The organism is Bradyrhizobium sp. CCBAU 21365 (assembly GCF_015291305.1).
Taxonomy (GTDB): domain Bacteria; phylum Pseudomonadota; class Alphaproteobacteria; order Rhizobiales; family Xanthobacteraceae; genus Bradyrhizobium; species Bradyrhizobium elkanii.
The window spans coordinates 7,404,096-7,426,787 of record NZ_CP030036.1 but is presented as its reverse complement, the minus strand read 5'-3'; the positions used below and the strand labels follow the sequence as shown (position 1 = coordinate 7,426,787).

Here is a 22,692-nt window from a genome sequence, read left to right as displayed (position 1 = left end):
GGCCCGCTTCGCCGGAGCATCAAGGCGGCCCGCATTCAAGACGGCGTCATCTTTCCCGACGTGTCATTCCCCGCTACGCAATTGCGTATCTGAGGGCGCCGCGAAGCGGCGGGCCCCGAATGACGAGGAAGATTAGTCGGCTTGCCTCAGCCCGCCGCCATCTCCGAGCGGATCTCGGCGCGCAGCTCGTCGATCAGCCGCAGGCCGCTCTTGGTCTCGATGTGCCAGTAGGTCCAGCCGTTGCAGGCGCCCGAGCCCTGCGCGACGGCGCCGATGCGGTGGATCGAACCGACCTTGTCGCCGAGCATGATGGCGCCGTCGGCGCGCACCAATGCGCCGTGGCGTTTCTTGGCGTCGACCAGCCTGGCGCCCGGCACGATCATGCCGCGCTCGATCAGTTCGGAGAACGCGACCCGCGGCGCCTCGCGCGCGGTCATGAACGGCGCCAGCGTCGCGTCCGGCAGCGGCTCAATCGCGGCGATGCGCGCCTCGGCGGCGGCCGCATAAATCCTGTCGCGCTCGAAGCCGATATAGCTGCGGCCGAGGCGCTTGGCGACGGCGCCGGTGGTGCCGGTGCCGTTGAACGGATCGATCACGAGATCGCCGGGCTTCGACGACGACAGCAGCACGCGGGCGAGCAGCTGCTCGGGCTTCTGCGTCGGATGCACCTTCTTGCCGTCGCCGTCCTTGAGGCGCTCCTCCCCGGTGCACAGCGGGATCAGCCAGTCGGAGCGTGCCTGGACGTCCTCATTGGACGCCTTCAGCGCTTCGTAATTGAAGGTGTAGCCCTTGGCCTTCTCGTCGCGCGCGGCCCAGATCATGGTCTCGTGCGCGTTGGTGAAGCGGCGGCCGCGGAAGTTCGGCATCGGATTGGACTTGCGCCACACGATGTCGTTCAGGAGCCAGAAGCCGAGGTCCTGCATGATGGCGCCGACGCGGAAGATATTGTGATAGGAGCCGATCACCCACAACGTTGCCGACGGCTTCATCACGCGGCGGCAGGCAAGCAGCCAGGCGCGGGTGAAATCATCATAGGCAGCGAACGACGAGAACTTGTCCCAATCGTCGTTGACGGCATCGACATGCGACTCGTCGGGGCGCTTGAGGTCGCCCTTGAGCTGCAGATTGTAGGGAGGATCCGCGAAGACCAGGTCGACCGAGCCGGCCTGAAGCTTCGACAATTCGGCCACGCAATCGCCAATGACGATGTGGCTCGATGGGGCACTCTCAAATTTAGTGCGGGGCGCCCTTGCAGACGCCCCGCGACGCGACACTACCATGACTCAAGAACTCTGACTCAGGCGACGCTGTCGGCGACGCGGGACTAAACAACCGACTGGCGTCACATTGACCCGGCAAAGTAAAAATCGACTTAATTGGAAATCTTCATGCAAAAGATTGCAGCATCTTTTGCGCGGCATGGCGCAATGCCGTCGGCGTTGTGCTGCAACATCAGCGCGTTCGGCGAAAAAATTTGCGGATCATCAAACCGGCACGATTTCCGCGGTAGATTCGCCCTCACTTGCAGCCGTTTGCGCCGCAAGGATGCGCGCCTTCCGGACTAGGCAATTATTGCCGGGCAGGATATTGATTAACAGAATGGAAATTTTAAGTTGGAGTGTCCCGCGTTGGGTCGCCGACTGGAATGAAGGGAAACCGCCATGCGCTATGATGATTTCCGCCGCAGCGACGACATCGAAGACCGTCGCGATGAAGGCGGGATGGGCGGAGGCGGCGGTGGCGGCTTCGGCATTCCGATGGGCGGCGGTGGCGGGCTCGGCATCGGCACCATCATCGTGCTCGGCCTGCTCGGCTACGCCTTCGGCATCGACCCGCGCATCCTGATCGGCGGCGCCGAGATTCTCACCGGCGGCGGCCAGGCGCCGACCTACCAGACCGACCGGCAGTCGTCGGGCGGGCAGGCCAAGCGCGGCGCGCCGACCGACGAGATGGGCAGCATGATCGCCGGCATCCTCGGCGAGATCGACGATCGCTGGAGCGAGATCTTCCAGGCCGGCGGCCAGACCTACACCGGTCCGAAGATCGTGCTGTTCCGCAACGCCACCAATGGCGGCCGCTGCGGCATGGCGCAGTCGGCGATGGGACCGTTCTACTGCCCGCCGGACAAGACCATCTTCCTCGACACCGGCTTCTTCCGCGAGGTCGAGACGCGCTTCCGCGGCTGCTCGGGCAACGCCTGCAAGTTCACCGCGGCCTATATCATCGCGCATGAGGCCGGCCATCACATCCAGAACCTGCTCGGGATCATTCCGCGCGTGAACCGGCTGCAGCAGCAGGCCGGCAGCAAGGCCGAGGCCAACGCGCTGCAGGTCAAGGTCGAGCTGCAGGCCGATTGCCTTTCCGGCGTCTGGGTCAACCGCGAGGAGAAGAAGCGGCCGGGCTTCCTCGAGGCCGGCGACATCGACGCCGCGCTGACCACCGCGAACGCGATCGGCGACGACACGCTGCAGCGGCAGGCCACGGGCAGGGTGGTGCCCGACTCCTTTACCCACGGCTCCGCCGCGCAGCGCAAGGAGTGGTTCATGAGGGGCTACCAGCAGGGCACAGTGCAGGCCTGCAACACGTTCGGCGGTAGCTTGTAGCCGTGTGCCGGTAGCGTCATCCCCGGATGAGCGCGACTGCGCTCACTCGGGAGGTGCTCGCCTCTTCGGCGAGCCTCGAAGGATGAAGCGCCCGCGGCCCATCCTTCGAGGCGCGCTACGCGCACCTCAGGATGACGGCGGAACGTGCGGAAGGAGCGCACTACCATGTCTTCGATCGACGAATCCAAATCATTCATCCCGCTCAACATCGCGGTGCTGACGATTTCCGACACCCGCTCGCTGGCGGATGACAAGTCGGGCACCACGCTGGCCGACCGACTCACCGCGGCCGGCCACAAGCTCGCTGCACGCGAGATCGTCACCGACGATGTCGAGGCGATCAGGGCCGTGATCCGGCGCTGGATCGCCGATCCCGCCGTCGATGCCGTCATCACCACCGGCGGCACCGGCTTCACCGGCCGCGACGTGACGCCGGAGGCGGTCGAGCCATTGTTCGAGAAGCGGATGGACGGCTTTTCGATCGCCTTCCACATGCTGAGCCACGCCAAGATCGGGGCGTCGACAATCCAGAGCCGCGCCACCGCTGGCGTTGCGGGCGCGACCTTCATCTTCTGCCTGCCCGGTTCGCCCGGCGCCTGCCGCGACGGCTGGGACGGCATTTTGGCCGCGCAGCTCGACTACCGCACGCGGCCCTGCAATTTCGTCGAGATCATGCCGCGGCTCGATGAACATCTGCGCCGCCCGAAGACGAAGGGCTCGAGCGCGTAGCCACCCTCTATCCCCGTCATTCCGGGGCGTGCGAAGCACGAGCCCGGAATCCATTTTGCCGCAGGTTCTGTGGCCCGATGGATTCCGGGCTCATCGCTACGCGATGCCTTCAGATGCGCAATTGCGCATCGGGGAATGACGGGTCACAGCTCCATCTCCCACGTCTCCCCGACCAGGTCGACACCGAAGCTGTGGTGCTTCTCTTCCTTGATCCGCTGGAAGCCGGCGCGGGCGTAGATGCCGCGCGCAGCGACCAGGATGCTCTGGGTCCACAGCGTCATCTTCTTGTAGCCCATCTCGCGTGCGGCGCGGATGCACTGCTCCACCAGCGCGCGGCCGACACCGAGCCCGCGCGCCTTGTCCTCCACCGCCAGCAGCCGCAGCTTGGCGACCCCATCACCGCCGTTGACCAGGAAGACCGAGCCGACCGGCTCGCCGTCGACCTCCGCGATCCAGCAATGCTCGCGGGCGGGATCGAACGATCGCAGAAACTGCGCGCAGATCTCGGCCACCAAGGCCTCGTAGCTGATGTCCCAGCCATACTCCTCCGCGTAGACGCGACCCTGTTGCGAGATCACCCAGCCCATGTCGCCGACGCGATGGCTGCGCAGCAGGAAGCCGACCGGCTTCCTGGCCGCAGGCTCCAGCGATTGCTCGATCGTGCCCATCGCGCGCACCACCGCCGCGCGACGGTCGCCGTCCATCTGCTTCAATAGCGCCCCGACCTCGCTGCGTGAGCGGCGGTCGAGGTCGGCGGCAGCAGTGCGGCCCTTGGCGGTGAGCGCCACCTCGTTGACGCGCTTGTCGGCTTTCGACGGCTTGCGCGTCACGATCTGGCGCTTTTGCAGCGCCTGTAGCGTGCGGCTGACGAAGCCGGCATCGAGGTCGAGATCGCGCACCAGGTCGGTCGCGGTGCAATGCACGCGATGCGCGAGCTCGTAGATGATCCGCGCTTCCTGCAGCGTGAACGCGGAGTGCAGCAGCTTCGGCTCGATGATGCCGAGCTTGCGGGTATAGAACCGGCTGAAGCCGCGAACCGCGGCGACCTGGCTCTCGAGGGTGGCGTCATGGGAATTTGATTTCATCAAACATATTATTTGACGGAATCAAATAATATGCAAGCCCATCTCGGGTCGAGATCTATGCATCCTTCCGCAAGCGTTTCATGGTTTCAATCAGTCGGTCTCTGATAGTGGCAGTATCCAACAGGAACTCCCCACCCTCAGGCCGGTACATTGCGAGCATCTCGACGGTCTCCTGCACATAATCGTCGTCAGGAAAGCCATCATCGAGTGCCACCTCGATCTTATTGGCAGCGCTGATCGACGTATCTGCCCCCGAAACAAATCGCTGAACCAGTCGTTCAATTTCGGCGTCTGCCTCTCCTCGAAAACACCCCCAGAGAAAACGGGTCAAAAACGCTTCAGGCCACCATGATCCGGCTGCGCAGCATGGTGCGGGAGGAGCGGCCGAGCCGGCGCAACAGGCGCGCCTCGGAGCGGCGGGTGTCGGGCCGGTAGCCGCCGATCCGCTCGTAATGCTCGCGCGCGATCAAAAGGCCCTGTTCGGCCGAAGGCCCGGCGATCATCCGGGCGACGAATTTGAGGCCGTCGCGCAGGCCGGGGTCGGTATAGGGCGCGCGGGCGTAGCGGAAGATGCCGGCGCGATCCTTGCCGCTCGCCGCCACCATCTGGATGAACTGGGTGGTCTCCTCGATCCAGCCGGCATCGAGCACCGCGCCCGGATGCAGGAACATCAGCCAGGGAGAACGCGCCTGCCGGGCGCCGGCCGCAAGCGCCGCGGCGCGCGTGCCCTCGAAACGCAGGAAGCGGCAACCGGCGACGTCGGCGACGCGCTCCATCACGTCGCTGTTGCTGCGATCGACCAGCAGCACCTCGCGGACGATTCCCGCGGCCGCGCCCGGCACCAGCGCAGCCAATGTCGCGACCGCAGTGCGCTCGACCCCATCGGTCGGAATGATCACGCTCAGCATGATTTGAGGCTTCGGTGACTCAAACGGTGAAAAACTCCGGCCGTGTTATCACCTTGTCATATTCAAAGCAGCCTGTTCGCCTGCAGAATTTTGAAGCAAGGTTCTGTGGAATTTCTGCGTTCATGTTCTTGATTTGTTCTCTTGCTGTGTTAACTTCACAGCATGAGCCGAGCATCCTCTCATGCCCTCAAGCACCCGCCGGTAACGGCGCCCTCCGATAACCCGGCGGGTGCACCTTCACCTATTCCTGCCCCCTTTCCCGAGCTTGCGGTCGCGATCGAGCGCGAGCGGCGGCGCGGCCGCGGCGCGCAGTCCAACGCCAGCGGCCGCTACGAGGCGGAGGCGCGCGTTGCCTTCGATGACGGCTGGCAAAGCCTCGAAGATTTGCCGCCGTTTGCGACCAGCGTGGCGCTCGACACCTCGCGCAAGGTGATCACTCGAAACGACTCGCCCGATATCGGCTTCGACCGGTCGATCAATCCCTATCGTGGCTGCGAGCATGGCTGCGTCTATTGCTTCGCGCGGCCGACCCACGCCTATCTCGGCCTGTCGCCGGGGCTGGACTTCGAATCGAAGCTGTTCGCCAAGCCGGACGCACCCGCGCTGCTCGAGAAGGAACTGGCCGCGCCGGACTATGAGGCGCGGATGATCGCGATCGGCACCAACACCGATCCTTATCAGCCGATCGAACGCGACCGGAAGATCATGCGCGGCATCCTCGAGGTGCTCGAGCGCGCCGGCCATCCGGTCGGCATCGTCACCAAATCGGCACTGGTCGTGCGCGATATCGACATCCTGGCGCGGATGGCCAAGCGCAATCTCGCCAAGGTCGCGCTCTCGGTGACGACGCTCGACCCGAAACTCGCCCGCACCATGGAGCCGCGGGCCTCGACCCCGCCGAAGCGGCTCGAGGCGATCAAGCGGCTCGCGGATGCCGGCATCCCGACCACGGTGATGGTCGCGCCCGTGATCCCGGCGCTGAACGACTCCGAGATCGAGCGTATCCTCGATGCCGCCGCACATGCCGGCGCCAGGGAGGCGAGCTACGTGCTGCTGCGCCTGCCGCTCGAGGTGCGCGATCTGTTCCGCGAATGGCTGATGGCGAACTATCCCGACCGCTACCGTCACGTCTTCACGCTGATCCGCGACATGCGCGGCGGCCGCGACTACGACTCGCAATGGGGCACCAGGATGAAGGGCACTGGCCCGATGGCCTGGATGATCGGCCGCCGCTTCGAGATCGCCTGCGAAAAGCTAGGCCTCAACAAGCGGCGGACCAAGCTGACCACCGATCACTTCGCCAAGCCGAAGCGCAACGGACAGCAACTCAGTCTATTCTAGGTGAGGGCGCGTAGCCCGGATGGAGCGCAGCGAAATCCGGGGCTCGTCGACCCCTGGCCAAAGACTTCCCGGATTGCACTTCGCCTCATCCGGGCTACGAAGACGTCAAACAGCGAGTGCAACAATGAGTAACACCCCGACCGCACGCTTCACCGTCCTCACGCTCGGCGTCAGCGACATGCGCGCCAGCATCGGCTTTTATGAATCGCTTGGGTTCACCAGGAAGATGCGCGCGACCGGCGAGGAGGTTGCCTTCTTCGAGACCGGCGGCACCGTGCTCGGCCTGTTCCCGTGGCATCTGCTCGCCGCCGATGCCGGGCTGCCGGATCAGCCGCGGCCATCAGCGTTCCGCGGCGTCGCGATCGCCTGGAACTGCAACGACGACGCCGAGGTCGATCGTGTGATGGCGTTCGCGCTGTCGAAGGGCGCCAGGCTGCTGAAGCCCGCGCAGCCCACCAGCTATGGCGGCTATTGCGGTTATTTCGGCGATCCCGACGGCCACGCCTGGGAGGTGGTGCGCGCGCCGGGCTTTGAGGTTCGCGACGACCGCCGGGTGTCAATTCCCGATTAGAGCGCCGATCCCGATTAGAGCGGCGAATTGAATAACGGGGAAGGGCCAGGTTCCAGGTTGCGCCGCGGGCCGGGCTTGATCACGATCCCCGCATGATTCGGGACAAGTCCAACAGCACGTCAAAGACCGCGTCGAAGAAGAAAGCGGCCGAGCCGGCCAGGCCGGACAAGCGCGTCATCGTGGTGACGCGGCCGAGCTTTCGGCGCGAGCGCGCGCTGATCAAGCGCGGCGTCTGGCCGGTCGCCGGCTGCGACGAGGCCGGGCGCGGGCCGCTGGCGGGTCCCGTGGTCGCCGCCGCCGTGGTGCTGGACCCAAATCGGATTCCCAAGGGGCTCGATGATTCGAAGCGGCTGACCGTCGAGCGCCGCGAGGAACTGTTCGAGGAGATCTGCGTCACATCGGCGTTCTCGGTCGCAGTGGCGTCGCGGGCGCGAATCGACCGCGACAACATCCTGCGCGCCTCGCTGTGGGCGCTCGCGCGCGCCGTGCACGCGCTGCCGGAAATGCCGAAGCACGTCTTCGTCGACGGCCGCGACAAGCTCGCCACGCCCTGCGACTGCGACGCCGTGATCGGCGGCGACGGCATCGTGGCCTCGATCGCGGCGGCCTCGATCGTCGCCAAGGTGACGCGCGATCGCCTGATGTGCGCGCTGGCGCTGGATTGTCCCGGCTACGGCTTCGAGCAGCACAAGGGCTATGCGGTCCCCGAGCATCTCGAGGCGCTCGACCGGCTCGGCCCCAGCAGCCATCACCGCAGCTTCTTCGCGCCCGTCGTCGCCGCGCGGCTGAAGCATTTCCCGGTCCCGGCGGAGCCCGACCTGTTCACGGTTGACGCCGAAAGCGAAGCCGCGGCATCCGAAGCGGCGTAAAGCGCACCGTCTCCAACCACGCGACGCTGTCATCGCCCGCGAAAGCGGGCGATCCAGTATTCCAGAGGCAGTCGTTTTTGATCGAGAGGCCGCGGCGTACTGGATCACCCGCTTTCGCGGGTGATGACAGCGGAAGCGGGGGATGACAGCGGAGACTGACTTTACAGTGCAGTCTGGCGCGACACCGTTGCCTCCACCGCCGCCGCCGTTTATCAAAAACCCTCGGGATCAGATGGCGCCGCTTGATAGGGGTGGCTGGGGCATTTCAGGCGTTTCATGCGGTTTACCTCCCTGGTTGTCGAACTGATCCGCGCCCGGCCGCGCCTCGTGGTCTGGATCGTGGTGCTGGCGCAGGCCGCGATCTGGCTGTTCCTGCCGGCCATCTTCTACGGCAGCCCGCCCGGCAACCTCGCCGCCATCCTCGCCTTCGGCCGCGAATACCAGGTCGGCACCGACATGGGGCCGCCGCTCGCGTTCTGGCTCGCCGACATCGCCTTCCGCGCCGTCGGCAATCACGTGTTCGGCGTCTATCTCCTGGCGCAGGTCTGCGAAATCGTCACCTTCATCGCCTTCTACGCCTTGGCGCGCGCCATCGTCGGCGGCCCGCAGGGCGTGCTGGCGGTGCTGCTGTCGATGACGGTGGTGGTGTTCTCCTCGCCGAGCGTCGAGTTCGGCCCGCTGATCCTGGCGCGCCCGCTCTGGGCGCTGCTGCTGCTGCATTCCTGGCAACTGATCGGGCAGAACCGGCGCAGCGCCTGGTTCGCCTGGTCGATCGATTGCGGCCTCCTGCTGCTGACGACGCCGGCGGCGATCGGCATGATCCTGCTCGTGACAGGCTTTGCGCTCGCAACCGAGCGCGGCCGGCGCATGCTCAAATCGGTCGATCCGATCTACGCGCTGCTGGTCATCATCGTGCTGGCGCTGCCCTACCTGATCTGGCTGGTCCGTGCCGACGTGCTGGCGCTGCCGGCCTTGCCGGCACTGGCCGATCTCAAGGCGCGCGCGCTGCGCTGGGGCGTGGTGCTCGGCGGGCTGATCGTGGCGACCGCCGCGATCGCGCTGCTGGCGATCCTCAATTCGCGCTGGTTCGCCGGCAAGACCGAGGATGCCCCGATCATCTACCGTCCGCCGGTCAGTCCACTGGCGCGGCAATTCGTGTATTTCTTCGCGTTCGCGCCGGCAATCGCGAGCAGCTTCGTCTCCGGGCTGTTCAATCTCGATCGCGCCTTCGGCGGCGCCGGCGTGGCGCTGTTGATGTCCGGGCTCGCCGTCGTCGTTGCGACCGGCGATCTGATCCCGCTCAGGCGGCAGCGGCTGCTGCGTTCGGTCTGGGCCCTGGCGGTCGCGGCGCCCGCCGCGCTGGCGCTGGCGGCGGCCCTGTTCCTGCCCTGGACCAGCACCACGGAAGCGTCCACCTCGCTGCCGGCAGCCGCGATGGGCCGCTTCTTCGATGACAGCTATGAGCGCCGCACCAACCAGCGCCTGCGCGCGGTGGCCGGCGATCCCGAACTTGCCAGCCTGATTGCGATGAACCGCCGCCGCCCGCATCTTTTGCTCGACGCCACGCCGCAGCGGACGCCGTGGCTGTCGGTCGCAAAATTCAACGAGACCGGCGGCGTCGTGGTGTGGCGCGCACAGGACACCGCCGGCACGCCGCCGCCTGACATCGCGCAGCGCTTCCCCGGCCTCGTGCCCGAAGTGCCGCGTTCGTTCGACCGGCTGGTCAACGGACGGCAGCCGGTGCTGCGGATCGGCTGGGCGATCGTGCGGCCGAAGGGGACGTGATTTGATGTGGAGCCGTAGCCCGGATGAAGCGCAGCGAAATCCGGGGCCGCTCTTTCACTCGGCTTGATCCACCCCGATTGCGCGGAGCCTGTCATCGGGCGCGTCCGCGCGACCCGTTGGCTCCATCCGGGCTACGAAGTTATCGCCGCTTGCAGCACCTTCGCGATCGCGCGCAGATCCTGCCACGACAGCCGCTTGTACGACGGCGAGCGCAGCAGATAGGCCGGATGGAAGGTGGCGACGGCGCGGATCGTGCGGGTCCCGGTGTCGTAGTCGATCCATTTGCCGCGCGTGCGCATGATGCCCTCGCGCGTGCCGAGCAGCGCCTGGGTCGAGGGATTGCCGAGCGTCACCAGCACGTCGGGATTCACCAGTTCGATATGGCGCTGGATGAAGGGCAGGCACACCTGCGTCTCCTGCGGCGTCGGCGTGCGGTTGCCGGGCGGCCGCCACGGGATCACGTTGGCGATATAGGCTTTGCTGCGGTCGAGCCCGATCGCGGCGATCATGCGGTCGAGCAGCTTGCCGGAGCGGCCGACGAACGGCAGGCCCTCGATGTCCTCGTCGCGGCCCGGCGCCTCGCCGACGAACATCACGCGCGCCTGCGGGTTGCCGTCGGCGAACACCAGCCTGGTTGCGGTGTGCTTCAACGCGCAGCCGTCGAAATTCTCCATCAGCGCGCGCAGGGCTTCAAGCGTCGGCGCAGTCCGCGCAGCCTCGCGCGCGGAAGCGATCGCGGCATCCGGCGCCACGGTGATTTCGCTGCGCGGAACTGACGGCATCGGCGGCGGACGCAGCGGATTGAGCGCAGCTGATGGGCGCGGTGCGGCAGGGGCGGGAACTGGCTCCGGCTCCTCGAGCCGGTTGATCGGCGCATCGCCAAGCGCGCAGTCGACCCCGGCCTCGAGGTAAAAGGCCAGCAATTGCTGCAGTGTAGGGGTGGGCTCGGGCGGCAGGGCCATCATGGCTGCAATCTAGAGCATGATCCGGAAAAGTGGAGGCCGGTTTTCGGAAAAGATTATTCTCTGCGGTATCCGGGCCGTGCAAATCCATGGAAGCGCAATTCCATGGTTGTCCTTCCGCCAAAAATCGGAAACAACGACTTTTGAAAAGCTTAGAAGCGTTCTCAATGGGCTGAGACCAAAGATCATGAGTGCTGAAGACCTTCCTCCGCGCGAGTCTATGGAATTCGACGTCGTCATCGTCGGCGCCGGCCCGTCGGGCCTGTCGGCCGCGATCCGGCTGAAGCAGCTCAATCCGGAGCTCTCGATCGTCGTGGTGGAGAAGGGCTCCGAGGTCGGCGCGCATATCCTGTCGGGTGCGGTGATCGATCCGGCCGGCCTCGACAAGCTCGTGCCCGACTGGCGCGACGATGCCGACTGTCCGCTGAAGACGCAGGTCAAGCAGGACCGTTTCTACTGGACGACGTCGCAAGGCTGGTTCCGCCTGCCGAACTTCATCATGCCGCCGCTGATGAACAATCATCACTGCTACATCGGCTCGCTCGGCAATGTCTGCCGCTGGCTGGCACCGAAGGCGGAAGCGCTCGGCGTCGAGATCTATCCGGGCTTCGCCGCTGCCGAAGTGCTCTATGACGACAAGGGCGCGGTGCGCGGCATCGCCACCGGCGACATGGGCATCGCCAGGGATGGCAGCCACAAGGATTCCTACACCCGCGGCATGGAGCTGCTCGGCAAGTACACGCTGTTCGCCGAAGGCGCACGCGGCTCGCTGTCCAAGCAGCTGATCGCGAAGTTCAATCTCGATGCCAACTCCGAGCCGCCGAAGTTCGGCATCGGCCTCAAGGAGGTCTGGCAGATCGACCCGGCGAAGCACAAGAAGGGTTGGGTTCAGCACACGCTCGGATGGCCGCTGAACGACAAGACCGGCGGCGGCTCGTTCCTCTATCATTACGACGACAACCGCGTCGCGGTCGGCTTCGTGGTGCATCTGAACTACAACGATCCGTATCTGTCGCCGTTCGACGAATTCCAGCGCTTCAAGACCCATCCCGATGTCTGCGAGCTGTTCGAGGGCGGCAAGCGGCTCGCCTATGGCGCGCGCGCCATCACCGAGGGCGGCTACCAGTCGGTGCCGCGGCTCTCGTTCCCGGGTGGCGCGCTGATCGGCTGCGCGGCGGGCTTCGTCAACGTGCCGCGCATCAAGGGCGTCCACAATGCGATGGGCTCCGGCATGCTCGCCGCCGAGCATGCCGCGGCCGCGCTCGGCGCCGGCCGCGCCAATGACGAGCTCGTCGAGTACGAGAACGCCTGGCGCTCGTCGGCGATCGGCAAGGACCTGTTCAAGGTCCGCAATGCCAAGCCGTTGCTGTCGAAGTTCGGCAATTTGCTCGGAACGGTGCTCTCCGGCTTCGACATGTGGTGCAACACGCTCGGCTTCTCGCTGTTCGGCACTCAGTCGCACGCCAAGCCGGACCGCAAGACGCTCGATCCGTCCAAGCAGCATCAGCCGATCGCCTATCCGAAGCCGGACGGCAAGATCTCGTTCGACAAGCTGTCGTCGGTGTTCCTGTCCAACACCAACCATGAGGAGGACCAGCCGGTCCATCTCAAGGTCGCCGACATGAACCTGCAGAAGACCTCCGAGCACGACGTGTTCGCCGGTCCCTCCAACCGCTATTGCCCGGCCGGCGTTTATGAATGGGTCGAGGAGTCGTCAGGCCCGCGCTTCCAGATCAACGCCCAGAACTGCGTCCACTGCAAAACCTGCGACGTGAAGGACCCCAACGGCAACATCACCTGGGTTCCGCCGGAGGGCGGCGGCGGTCCGAACTACGAGGCGATGTAAGGCCGGGGTGAGCTCGAGGCGGCCGACCACATTTGCGTGAGGTAGATTCCGTCTGCGCCGCAACCTGCGCTGTGCCTCTCCGCTTGTGGGAGAGGCCGGATTGCATCGACAGATGCAATCCGGGTGAGAGGTACCGGTCCATCGAGGGACTTCGATCGACGGATGGACCTGAATCCCTCACCCGGAATTCAAGCTTTCGCTTGAATTCCGGCTTCTCCCACAAGGGGTGAGGTGGAACTGGCCGCGTGGCGAGCCTCCCGGTGCGCTTTTTGCGTCCGCGTGCGAATATGCTTGGGCCGGTCACGATACCGCCATAGTGGAAGCGTCTTGCGGGGGCTGGCTGGATCGGCGGGCCTAAAGGCCTAATCTGCCAATTGATTCGTCATGGATTGCCTTTGGGCGATCCTTGCGGATAAGCGCCAAAAGCGGCATTGTCCCTCGCCGTGATGCCGCCGCTTGGGTTCGCATTTTGAGACTGATCGCAAGATCTTGGCCATAAAATCCATCTTGGCGTAAATCCCTGGAGCAAGGCGACCGTGATGCTGTCCACCCGATTCCACCGCCTGACGATTGCCGTTCTCGCTGCCGCGGCGCTTGCCGTGCCTGCGCAGCTTGCAGCGCAAACGCCGGACCATCCGACCGACAATACCGCGCAATTCCCGTCCAAGAACGACCTGAAGTCGCTGACCACCGCCGGCAGCTATCTCGCCGCCCGCCACGCCAGCGTCGAGCGCGATGCGACCTCGGCCGCGGCGTTCTACCGCTCGGCGCTGCGCACCGACCCGAAGAATTCCGAGCTGCTCGACCGCGCCTTCATCTCCTCGCTCGCCGACGGCGACATCGAGGAGGCGGTCAAGCTTGCCGACCGCATCCTGACCCAGGACAAGGCCAACCGCGTCGCGCGCCTGGTCGTCGGCGTGCGCGATCTCAAGCTGAAGAAATATGCCGCCGCGCAGTCCAACATCAACCAGTCGGTGCGCGGCCCGATCACCGATCTCGTCGCGACGCTGCTGTCGGCCTGGGCCGCCTATGGCGCCGGCGACAGCAAGGCCGCGGTCGCCTCGATCGACAAGCTGACCGGCCCGGAATGGTACCCGATCTTCAAGGACCTGCATGCCGGCATGATCTACGAGCTGTCCGGCAAGGAGAAGGATGCCGGCGCCCGCTTCGAGCGCGTCTACAAGCTCGACGATTCGATGCTGCGCACGGTCGACGAATATGCGCGCTGGACCTCGCGCAACAAGGACGCCGCCGCCGCGACCGCGATGTACGAGGCCTTCGACAAGAAGCTGCCGCGTCACCCGCTGGTGCTGGAAGGCATCAAGGAGACCAAGGCCGGCAAGAAGCTGCCGCCGCTGGTCGAGTCACCGCAGGCCGGCGCGGCCGAGGCGCTCTACGGCATCGGCGCGACGCTGACCCGCCGCGGCGGCGAGGACCTCGCGCTGGTCTATCTGCAGCTCGCGCTCTATCTGCAGCCCAACCATCCGTTGGCGCTGCTGTCGCTCGCCGATCTCTATGAATCGGTCAAGAAGCCGCAGATGGCGATCAAGGTCTACGAGCGGATGCCGGCGTCCTCGCCGCTGAAGCGCAACGCGCAGATCCAGCTCGCGACCAATCTCGACGCTGCCGACCGCAGCGACGAGGCGATCAAGATCCTCAAGGAAGTGACCTCGGATCAGCCGAAGGACATCGAGGCGATCCTGGCGCTCGGCAATATCGAGCGCGGCCGCAAGAAGTTCGCCGACTGCGCCACCACCTATTCGCAGGCGATCGACGCGCTGCCGGCCGGCGGCGACAAGAACGCCTGGGTCACCTATTACTATCGCGGAATCTGCGAGGAGCGCTCCAAGCAGTGGAACAAGGCCGAGGCCGACATGCGCAAGGCGCTCGAGCTGCAGCCCGAGCAGCCGCATGTGCTGAACTATCTCGGCTATTCCTGGATCGATCAGGGCATCAACCTCGACGAAGGCATGAAGATGATCAAGCGTGCCGTCGATCAGCGCCCTGACGACGGCTACATCGTGGACTCGCTTGGCTGGGCCTATTACCGGATCGGCAATTACGAGGAGGCGGTGAAGAACCTCGAGCGCGCGATCGATCTGAAGCCGGAAGATCCGACCATCAACGACCATCTCGGCGACGCCTACTGGCGCGTCGGCCGCACCCTGGAAGCCAAGTTCCAGTGGGCGCATGCCCGCGACCTCAAGCCCGAGCCGGAAGAGCTGCCGAAGATCCAGGCCAAGATCGACAACGGCCTGCCGGACGACACCTCCAACGCCGCCGCCGCCGACAAGAAGAAGGACGACGACGGCAAGGGCGGCTAGACCTCACGTCAGCTTGCTGAGCTCCCACCGTTCCCTCTCCCGCTTGCGGGGGAGGGCCAGGGTGGGGATACCTCCGCAAAGAGATTCTCTCCGTGGGTAAAGCCCCCACCCGGATCGCATCGTTCGATGCGATCCGACCTCCCCCGCAAGCGGGAGAGGTGAAGGCAGGCCGATACGGCACCCCAAATCCCGGAATTTCCATGCAAACAAAGGGATAGGATCGTGAGGCGATTTACGCTAATCGCAACACGATGTTTGTTTTTTAGGGGTTTATCGCCGTGCCGGCGCTGATTGAAGAAGGGCGTGCCAAGGTCAACCTGACGCTGAAGGTTGTCGGGCGGCGCGTCGATGGGTTTCACGACCTGGAGAGCGTCGTCGCGTTTGCCGACTGCGCCGATCGTCTCACGCTCGAGCCGGGCCCCGAGCTGTCGCTCTCGATGCTGGGGCCGCTGGCCGATGCCTGCGGCGATAAGTCTGATAATCTGGTGCTCAAGGCCGCGCGGCTGCTCGGCGAACGCGTTGCGGACCTCGAGGTCGGCCACTTCACGCTGGAGAAGGTGCTGCCGGTTGCGGCCGGCATCGGTGGCGGCTCGGCGGACGCTGCGGCAGCGCTGCGGCTGCTGGCGCGGCTCAACGAGCTCTCGCTCGATGACAGCAGGATCATGGAGGTCGCGCTGCAAACCGGCGCCGACGTGCCGGTCTGCGTCGCCTCGCGCGCCTGCGACATGACCGGGGTCGGCGAGGGCCTGCTGCCGCTCGATTTGCCGAAAATGCCCTGCGTGCTGGTCAATCCGCGCGTGCCGGTTGCGACCAGGGACGTCTTCAACGCGCTAGGCCTGCGTCACGGCGAGCTCCTGATCGGTGCCACCGATGTGATGATGCAGGCGCCGGACTGGCCGGACGCCGGCCGCTCGGTCGACGACTGGATTGCGGCGCTGGAGCGCGGCACCAACGATCTCGAAGGCCCCGCGGCGCGCATCGAGCCCGTCATCAGTGATGTGTTATTCGCGCTGCGTGAGACCAGGGACGTTCGTCTGGTGCGTATGTCGGGCTCCGGCGCGACCTGCTTTGCCGTGTTCGGAACCGACGCCGACGCCGAGGCCGCCGGCGAACAACTCCGCGGCGCGCATCCCGGCTGGTGGGTGCATGCGGGTGCGTTGAGCTAGGGTACTCGTTCTCTCTCTGTCATTCCGCGGCGCGCGGAGCGCGAGCCCGGAATCCATTTCACCATCAGTTTTGCGGCCCGATGGATTTCGGGCTCGTGCTCCGCACGCCCCGGAATGACGACGGAGTCTGACTCACTGACCGTGCCACCTATTCGGTGTCGTCCCTGCCTGGTGCGCAATTGCGCACGGGAGCAGGGACCATAACCACAGGCAGTCATTGTTGAGTGACGCCCGAACGACGAGTCCCGTTCACAATATCCGCCGCGGAGTATGGGTCCCTGCTTTCGCAGGGCATTTGCGGCATCATCCCGCCTCAACGCCGGGCAGCCTTGCGGGGCCATTGCTTGGCAAGCCAGACCCCGTTTGCCATAACAGCATGAAACAACAACGTTGCGCGTGCGGGGCCGTTCGGAATCCGCCTGCAGCCGAAGAGCCGGGAGGATGCCATGGCCAATATCCGAGTTCTCGCCACCGATCTGGAGTTTCCCGAAGGTCCGGTCGTCATGCCCGACGGTTCGGTCGTACTGGTCGAAATCCGCGGCCAGCGACTGACGCGGGTCTATCCCGATGGGCGCAAGGAGATCGTCGCCAAGGTGCCGGGCGGCCCGAACGGCGCGGCGCTCGGTCCCGACGGCAAGATGTACATCTGCAACAATGGCGGCTTCTCCTGGATTCCGACGCGCAACATGATCATGCCGGGACCGCAGCCGGAGGATTATCTCGGCGGCTCGATCCAGCGCGTCGATCTGCAGTCCGGCAAGGTCGAAACAGTTGTGACGAAATGCGGCGAGCATGAGCTGCGCGGGCCGAATGATCTGGTGTTCGACAGGCAGGGCGGCCTGTGGTTCTCCGATCTCGGCAAGCGCCGCGCCCGCGACATGGATGTCGGCGCGTTCTATTATCTGAAGCCCGGCATGAACGAGATCGTCGAGGCCGTGCACGGCATCCTGCCGGCCAATGGCATCGGCCTGTCGCCGGACGAGAAGACCGTCTACATCGCGGAGACGCCGACCGCGCGGCTGTGGGCGTATGAAGTTTCAGAGCCCGGCACCGTCAAGCCGCGCGACGTGATCTATCGCGGCGAACGCGGCAAGCCGATCGCCGGCCTCGGCGGCTACCAGATGTTCGACTCGCTCGCCGTTGAAGCGAACGGCAATGTCTGCGTCGCGACGCTGGTCTCGGGCTGCATCTCGGTAATCGCGCCCGATGGCACCGTGGTCGAGCAGGTGCCGACCGGCGACCGCGTCACCACCAACATCGCCTTCGGCGGCCCCGATCTGAAGACCGCCTACATCACGCTGTCGGGCAAGGGCGAGCTGATCGCGATGGACTGGCCGCGGCCGGGATTGCCGCTGAACTTTCTGAACAAGTGACGATTGCGCAAAAGCGCAGTCGTCATTCCGGGTTCGATGCTGTGCATCGCCCCGGAATGACAAAGATGGAGAGATCTCGAATGCCCTGGCTTGAACCGGTCCCCCTTCGCGGCGCGCATGCGCGGCTGGAGCCGTTGTCACACGATCATTGCGGCGGGCTGGTCGACGCGGTGAAGGACGGCGAGCTGTCAAAGCTCTGGTACACCGCGATCCCGCAGCCGGAGAACATGGCCAAGGAGATCGACCGCCGGCTCGGCCTGCAAAAGGCCGGATCGATGCTGCCGTTCACGGTGTTCGACGCCGAGGGGCGGATCTCGGGCATGACGACCTACATGAACGTCGACGCGCCCAACCGTCGCGTCGAGATCGGCTCGACCTGGTACGCCAAGCGTGTGCAGCGCAGCGCGGTCAATACGCAGTGCAAACTGCTGCTGCTCACCCATGCCTTCGAGAAGTTCGACTGCATCGCGGTCGAGTTCCGCACGCATTTCTTCAATCACCAGAGCCGGCGCGGCATCGAGCGTCTGGGTGCGAAGCAGGATGGCATCCTGCGCAGCCATCAGATCGCGCCCAACGGCACGTTGCGCGACACCGTGGTTTACAGCATCATCGCCGGCGAATGGCCGACGGTGAAGGCGCATCTGACCTATCAACTCAACGAAAAGCCGCGCTGACACGATAGTCGGCGCCAGAAACGAGACGATGGAAACGTTCGATTATGTGATCATCGGCGCAGGCTCCGCCGGGAGCGTGCTGACCAACCGGCTAAGTGAAGACGCGGGCACCAGGGTGTGCGTGCTCGAGGCGGGGCCGAGCGACTGGCATCCCTACATCCATCTGCCGGCCGGCTTCATCAAGACCTTCCATATGAAGAGCGTGAACTGGGCCTATCAGCAGGAGGTGGGTCCCTACACCGGCGGGCGCAGCATCTATGCGCCGCGCGGCAAGACGCTCGGCGGTTCGTCCTCGATCAACGGCCACATTTATAATCGCGGCCAGCGCCAGGATTTCGACACCTGGGCGCAACTCGGCAATCGCGGCTGGGGCTATCCCGACGTACTGCCCTATTTCCGGCGCATGGAGAGAAGGATCGGCGAGGGCGACGACACCTATCGCGGCCGCGACGGCAGCCTCACCGTCACCACGATGGACTGGCAGGACCCGCTCTGCGAGGCCTTCATGGCGGGCGCGGTCAGCCTCGGCATTCCGCGCAATCCCGATTACAACGGCCAGATCCAGGAGGGCGTGTCGTACTGCCAGCGCACCATCCTGAACGGCCGCCGGGTCAGCGCCGCGACCGCCTTCCTGCATCCGGCGCGGCGGCGGCCCAATGTCGACGTACGCACGCATGCCCATGTCACCGGCATCATCTTCGAGGGCAAGCGCGCGGTCGGCGTGCGCTACAACCGCGGCGGCAAGCACGGCGATCCCCTGGAGATCCGCGCCACCAAGGAAGTCATCCTCTCCGGCGGTGCCTACAACTCGCCGCAACTGTTGCAGCTCTCCGGCGTCGGCGCGCCCGAGCTGTTGCAGGCGCACGGCATCGAGGTGCGCCACGCGCTCCCCGGCGTCGGTGAGGGCCTGCAGGATCACTACGCGCCGCGCTCGGTGGCGCGGGTCAAGAACATCAGGACCATCAACGAGCTTCGCCGCGGCTTCAGCCTGTGGGGCGAGGCGATCAAATGGGCGACGACACGGCGCGGCCTGCTGTCGCTGTCGCCGACCATGGTCTACTGCTTCTGGCATTCCGGCGAGACCACGGAGAGCTCCGACCTGCAGCTCACCTTCACGCCGGCGAGCTACAAGGAAGGCGTGCAGGGCCAGCTCGAGGACGAGCCCGGCATGACGGTGGCGTCATGGCAGCAGCGGCCGGAGAGCCGCGGCTATGTCCGGATCCGCTCCGCCGATCCGTTCGCGCCGCCGATCATCCAGACCAACTACCTCGCCGAGGAGATCGACCGCCGCGTCGTCGTCGCCGGCATGAAGCTGGCGCGCCGGCTGCTCGCCTCCGAGCCGCTCAGTCCGTATTACGCCTATGAGGACTTTCCGGGCCCGAAGGTCACGAGCGACGACGAATTGCTCGCGGCCGCGACCCAGCGCGGCACCACCACCTTCCATCCCGGCTGCACCTGCCGGATGGGTCCGGCCGACGCGCCGTGGGCCGTGGTCGACGATCAGCTTCGGGTCCATGGCATGGAGGGCCTGCGCGTGATCGACGCCTCGATCATGCCGCGGATGATCTCGGCCAATCTCAACGCCTCGACCTTGATGATCGCCGACAAGGCCTCCGACATGATCCGCGGCAAGGCGCCGGAGGCGGCCGCGAAGCTGCCGGAGTATGCGTGAGGGGACTAATGCGTACGACGATAATCGTTCAGCGTGGTCCCGGCCTAGTGCGCAATTGCGCACGGGGACCGGGATCCATAACCACCGATGGTCATTGTTGCGCGCTGGTGGAATGACGAGTCCCGTCCACAACATCCGCCACGGAGTATGGGTCCCGGCTTTCGCCGGGACGACAGCAGAGTGTGTGGCCGTTAGCTCCTCAGGATGACGGGACTAATATCAGGAGCTCAGCCGTAGACGAACGCCTTGTCCTTGAGGTCGATTGCCGGGAATTCGTCCTTCTCGGCCCAGTAATCCTGGTTGTGCTGCCACTCCGGCTTGTCGCCGCGCTTCGGCAAGAGGTGCATGCCACGCATCATGTAGCCGGGGTTGAAGTTCTCCGGATCGATCCACGGCAGCAGCGGCATGTTGTGGTCTTCGGGGCGCAGCTCCGGCGTCACCTTCTTCGCGCCGGTCGCCTTCATGTGCTGCAGCAGGCGGCAGACGAAGTCGCCGACCAGGTCGACACGCAAGGTCCAGCTGGCGCGGAAATAGCCGAACACCCAGACGAGGTTCGGCACACCGGTGAACATCATGCCGCGATAGGTCACGGTATCGGCGAAGTCGAGCGGCTTGCCGTCGATCTCGAAGTCGATGCCGCCATTGGCGGAGAGGTGGAAGCCGGTCGCGGTGATGATGATGTCGGCCTCGAGCTGCTTGCCGGACTTGAGCAGGATGCCCGTCTCGGTGAAGCGGTCGATCTCGTCGGTGACGACCGACGCCTTGCCGCCCTTGATAGCGTGGAACAGGTCGGCATCCGGCACGAAGGCGATGCGCTGCCGCCACGGCCGGTAGCTCGGCGTGAAGTGGGTGGCGATGTCGCAGTCCTTGCCGAGAACGGCTTCGACCGCTGCCAGCAGGTCCTTCTTGGCGCCCTCGGGCTCGGCGAAGGTCCGCCTGGTGAAGGCGTCCTGCTCGAACAGGATCTTGCGGCGGGTGATCTCGTGGATCCAGTGCTCGTCGACCTGCAGCCTGCGCAGCTCCTCGGCGATCTCGATCGCGTTGCGGCCGGTGCGGAAATAGGTCGGCGAACGCTGCAGCATGGTGACATGGCCGGCGTCCTTGGCCATCGCCGGGATCAGGGTCGCGGCGGTGGCGCCGGAGCCGATCACGACCACGCGCTTGCCCTTGTAGTCGAGGTCGTCGGGCCAGGTCTGCGGATGCACGACGGCGCCCTTGAACTTCGCCATGTCGGTCCATTCGGGCGTATAGCCCGCGTCGTGGCGATAATAGCCCTGGCACATCCAGAAGAAGTTGGTGGTGAAGCGCAGCCGCTCGCCGGTATCGATGCGGGTCGCATCGATGGTCCAGAGATTGGTTTCGTTCGACCACTTCGCCGCGGTAATGGTGTGGCGATAGCGGATGTGACGGGCGATGTCGTTCTCCTCGATCACCTCGCCCATGTACTTCAGGATCTCCGCCGCGGTCGCGATCGGCGCGCTGGTCCACGGCTTGAAGCGATAGCCGAAGGTGTGCAGGTCGCTGTCGGAGCGGATGCCGGGATAGCGGTGGGTGGACCAGGTGCCGCCGAAAGTCTTCTGCGTCTCCAGCACCACGAAGCTGGTGCCGGGGCATTGCGTGGTGAGGTGGTAGGCGGCGCCGACGCCGGAGATGCCGGCGCCTGCGATCAGGACGTCGAAATGCTCTGTGGTGACGGGCTCGGCGGCGCGGATCTGGGTCTGGACGTTCATCTTCCCTGGTCTTCTTGCTTGTTGGCTTGTTTGTTGAGCTGCAGAAGCAAAACGCCGGAGCCGTCGCCCCGGCGTTTGCCGATATCGGAGCTAGACTTCGCGGCGGCTGAGGAAAGCCAGCCGCTCGAACAGATGCACGTCCTGCTCGTTCTTGAGCAGCGCGCCATGCAGCGGCGGGATCAGCTTGCGCGGATCGCGCTCGCGCAGCATCTCCGGCGTGATGTCCTCGTTCAACAGCAGCTTGAGCCAGTCGAGCAGCTCCGAGGTCGAGGGCTTCTTCTTCAGGCCCGGCACCTCGCGGACTTCGAAGAAGATCCGCAGCGCCTCTTCCACCAGGCGCTTCTTGATGCCGGGGAAGTGCACGTCGACGATCTTGCCCATCGTCTCGTTGTCGGGGAACTTGATGTAGTGGAAGAAGCAGCGGCGCAGGAAGGCGTCCGGCAGTTCCTTCTCGTTGTTCGACGTGATCATCACGATCGGGCGCAGCTTCGCCTTGATGGTCTCGCCGGTCTCGTAGACGTGGAATTCCATGCGGTCGAGTTCGAGCAGCAGATCGTTGGGGAATTCGATGTCGGCCTTGTCGATCTCGTCGATCAGCAGCACCGGGCGCTTCTCGTTGGTGAAGGCCTCCCACAGCTTGCCGCGCTTGATGTAGTTCTTGATGTCGGACACGCGGGCGTCGCCGAGCTGGCTGTCGCGCAGCCGCGAGACGGCATCGTATTCGTAGAGGCCCTGCTGCGCCTTGGTGGTCGACTTGATGTGCCAGGTCAAAAGTGGCGCGTCGATCGCCTTGGCGACTTCCTCGGCCAGCACGGTCTTGCCGGTGCCGGGCTCGCCCTTCACCAACAGCGGGCGCTCGAGCACGATGGCGGCATTGACGGCGACCTTGAGGTCATCGGTGGCGACGTAGTCCTTGGTACCCGTGAATTTCATCTATCTGTTTGCCTTGCTTCGTTCGTCGGCGGCCCGGGCCCCCACACGAAACGACCGCTCTCGCAGCGGTCGCATGTCCTCTCCGATATCTTGTCCGGTACAATTCTAATTGAAAAAGCCG

General features: G+C 65.2%; 20 protein-coding genes. 13 read left to right on the top strand and 7 right to left on the bottom strand.

Going from position 1 to position 22,692, the window contains the following annotated elements:
- Positions 1-146: 146 nt before the first annotated feature.
- The gene (locus tag XI02_RS34885) at positions 147-1,280 is read right to left on the bottom strand and encodes a site-specific DNA-methyltransferase (protein ID WP_172647119.1); all 1,134 of its coding nucleotides are present in this window, start codon (positions 1,278-1,280) and stop codon (positions 147-149) included.
- A 108-nt stretch (positions 1,281-1,388) separates the two neighbouring features.
- Between XI02_RS34885 and XI02_RS34880 the strand changes: the two genes are divergently transcribed.
- From XI02_RS34880 to moaB, 3 genes are all read left to right on the top strand, one after another.
- Positions 1,389-1,565 (top strand): hypothetical protein, encoded by a 177-nt coding sequence (locus tag XI02_RS34880; RefSeq protein WP_172647120.1) that lies wholly within the window; start codon positions 1,389-1,391, stop codon positions 1,563-1,565.
- Between the two features lie 96 nt (positions 1,566-1,661).
- Positions 1,662-2,603 (top strand): neutral zinc metallopeptidase, encoded by a 942-nt coding sequence (locus XI02_RS34875; protein ID WP_069279605.1) that lies wholly within the window; start codon positions 1,662-1,664, stop codon positions 2,601-2,603.
- A gap of 165 nt (positions 2,604-2,768) precedes the next feature.
- A complete protein-coding gene (gene moaB / locus XI02_RS34870; protein WP_172647121.1) occupies positions 2,769-3,332 on the top strand; it encodes a molybdenum cofactor biosynthesis protein B in 564 nt (187 codons plus the stop codon).
- Positions 3,333-3,475: 143 nt separating this feature from the next.
- Here the strand turns inward: moaB and XI02_RS34865 are convergent, their stop codons facing one another.
- The 3 genes from XI02_RS34865 to XI02_RS34855 are packed head-to-tail and all read right to left on the bottom strand — an operon-like array spanning position 3,476 to position 5,325.
- Positions 3,476-4,417 (bottom strand): helix-turn-helix domain-containing GNAT family N-acetyltransferase, encoded by a 942-nt coding sequence (locus tag XI02_RS34865; RefSeq protein WP_172647122.1) that lies wholly within the window; start codon positions 4,415-4,417, stop codon positions 3,476-3,478.
- Positions 4,418-4,472: 55 nt separating this feature from the next.
- Entirely contained in the window at positions 4,473-4,748 is a 276-nt protein-coding gene (locus XI02_RS34860; protein WP_172647123.1) for a hypothetical protein, read from the bottom strand.
- A gap of 7 nt (positions 4,749-4,755) precedes the next feature.
- Complete coding sequence (locus XI02_RS34855) at positions 4,756-5,325, bottom strand: glycosyl transferase (RefSeq protein WP_172647124.1); 570 nt, start codon at positions 5,323-5,325, stop codon at positions 4,756-4,758.
- Positions 5,326-5,487: 162 nt separating this feature from the next.
- Between XI02_RS34855 and XI02_RS34850 the strand changes: the two genes are divergently transcribed.
- The 4 genes from XI02_RS34850 (at position 5,488) to XI02_RS34835 (ending at position 9,891) form a co-directional block, all read left to right on the top strand.
- Positions 5,488-6,666, top strand: a complete 1,179-nt coding sequence (locus XI02_RS34850) for a PA0069 family radical SAM protein (RefSeq protein WP_172647125.1) — start codon at positions 5,488-5,490, stop codon at positions 6,664-6,666.
- A 124-nt stretch (positions 6,667-6,790) separates the two neighbouring features.
- Entirely contained in the window at positions 6,791-7,237 is a 447-nt protein-coding gene (locus tag XI02_RS34845; protein WP_018273372.1) for a VOC family protein, read from the top strand.
- Positions 7,238-7,329: 92 nt separating this feature from the next.
- On the top strand, positions 7,330-8,106 hold the full coding sequence (locus XI02_RS34840; protein ID WP_069279603.1) for a ribonuclease HII: 777 nt from the start codon (positions 7,330-7,332) through the stop codon (positions 8,104-8,106).
- Positions 8,107-8,382: 276 nt separating this feature from the next.
- A complete protein-coding gene (locus XI02_RS34835; RefSeq protein WP_018273370.1) occupies positions 8,383-9,891 on the top strand; it encodes a glycosyltransferase family 39 protein in 1,509 nt (502 codons plus the stop codon).
- A 131-nt stretch (positions 9,892-10,022) separates the two neighbouring features.
- On the opposite strand, the gene XI02_RS34830 is transcribed toward XI02_RS34835, so the two are convergent.
- Complete coding sequence (locus XI02_RS34830) at positions 10,023-10,847, bottom strand: uracil-DNA glycosylase family protein (RefSeq protein WP_026193254.1); 825 nt, start codon at positions 10,845-10,847, stop codon at positions 10,023-10,025.
- 193 nt (positions 10,848-11,040) lie between these two features.
- Here XI02_RS34830 and XI02_RS34825 point away from each other — a divergent pair, with 193 nt between their 5' ends.
- From XI02_RS34825 to XI02_RS34800, 6 genes are all read left to right on the top strand, one after another.
- The gene (locus XI02_RS34825; RefSeq protein WP_069279602.1) at positions 11,041-12,699 is read left to right on the top strand and encodes an electron transfer flavoprotein-ubiquinone oxidoreductase; all 1,659 of its coding nucleotides are present in this window, start codon (positions 11,041-11,043) and stop codon (positions 12,697-12,699) included.
- A gap of 539 nt (positions 12,700-13,238) precedes the next feature.
- Positions 13,239-15,023, top strand: coding sequence for a tetratricopeptide repeat protein (locus XI02_RS34820; protein WP_018273368.1), 1,785 nt, complete (start codon positions 13,239-13,241; stop codon positions 15,021-15,023).
- A 278-nt stretch (positions 15,024-15,301) separates the two neighbouring features.
- Complete coding sequence (locus tag XI02_RS34815) at positions 15,302-16,189, top strand: 4-(cytidine 5'-diphospho)-2-C-methyl-D-erythritol kinase (protein ID WP_172647126.1); 888 nt, start codon at positions 15,302-15,304, stop codon at positions 16,187-16,189.
- A gap of 446 nt (positions 16,190-16,635) precedes the next feature.
- Positions 16,636-17,562: an SMP-30/gluconolactonase/LRE family protein gene (locus XI02_RS34810; RefSeq protein ID WP_018273366.1), complete on the top strand. Its 927-nt coding sequence runs from the start codon at positions 16,636-16,638 to the stop codon at positions 17,560-17,562.
- 80 nt (positions 17,563-17,642) lie between these two features.
- The gene (locus XI02_RS34805; protein WP_172647127.1) at positions 17,643-18,236 is read left to right on the top strand and encodes a GNAT family N-acetyltransferase; all 594 of its coding nucleotides are present in this window, start codon (positions 17,643-17,645) and stop codon (positions 18,234-18,236) included.
- 28 nt (positions 18,237-18,264) lie between these two features.
- Positions 18,265-19,908, top strand: a complete 1,644-nt coding sequence (locus XI02_RS34800) for a GMC family oxidoreductase (RefSeq protein ID WP_172647128.1) — start codon at positions 18,265-18,267, stop codon at positions 19,906-19,908.
- A 227-nt stretch (positions 19,909-20,135) separates the two neighbouring features.
- Here XI02_RS34800 and XI02_RS34795 read toward each other — a convergent pair whose 3' ends face one another.
- Both XI02_RS34795 and XI02_RS34790 read right to left on the bottom strand, forming a co-directional pair.
- A complete protein-coding gene (locus XI02_RS34795) occupies positions 20,136-21,638 on the bottom strand; it encodes an NAD(P)/FAD-dependent oxidoreductase (RefSeq protein ID WP_172647129.1) in 1,503 nt (500 codons plus the stop codon).
- A 90-nt stretch (positions 21,639-21,728) separates the two neighbouring features.
- Positions 21,729-22,571 carry a MoxR family ATPase gene (locus tag XI02_RS34790; protein ID WP_016847781.1) on the bottom strand — a complete coding sequence of 281 codons (843 nt, stop codon included), beginning with the start codon at positions 22,569-22,571 and terminating at the stop codon, positions 21,729-21,731.
- Positions 22,572-22,692: the final 121 nt, after the last annotated feature.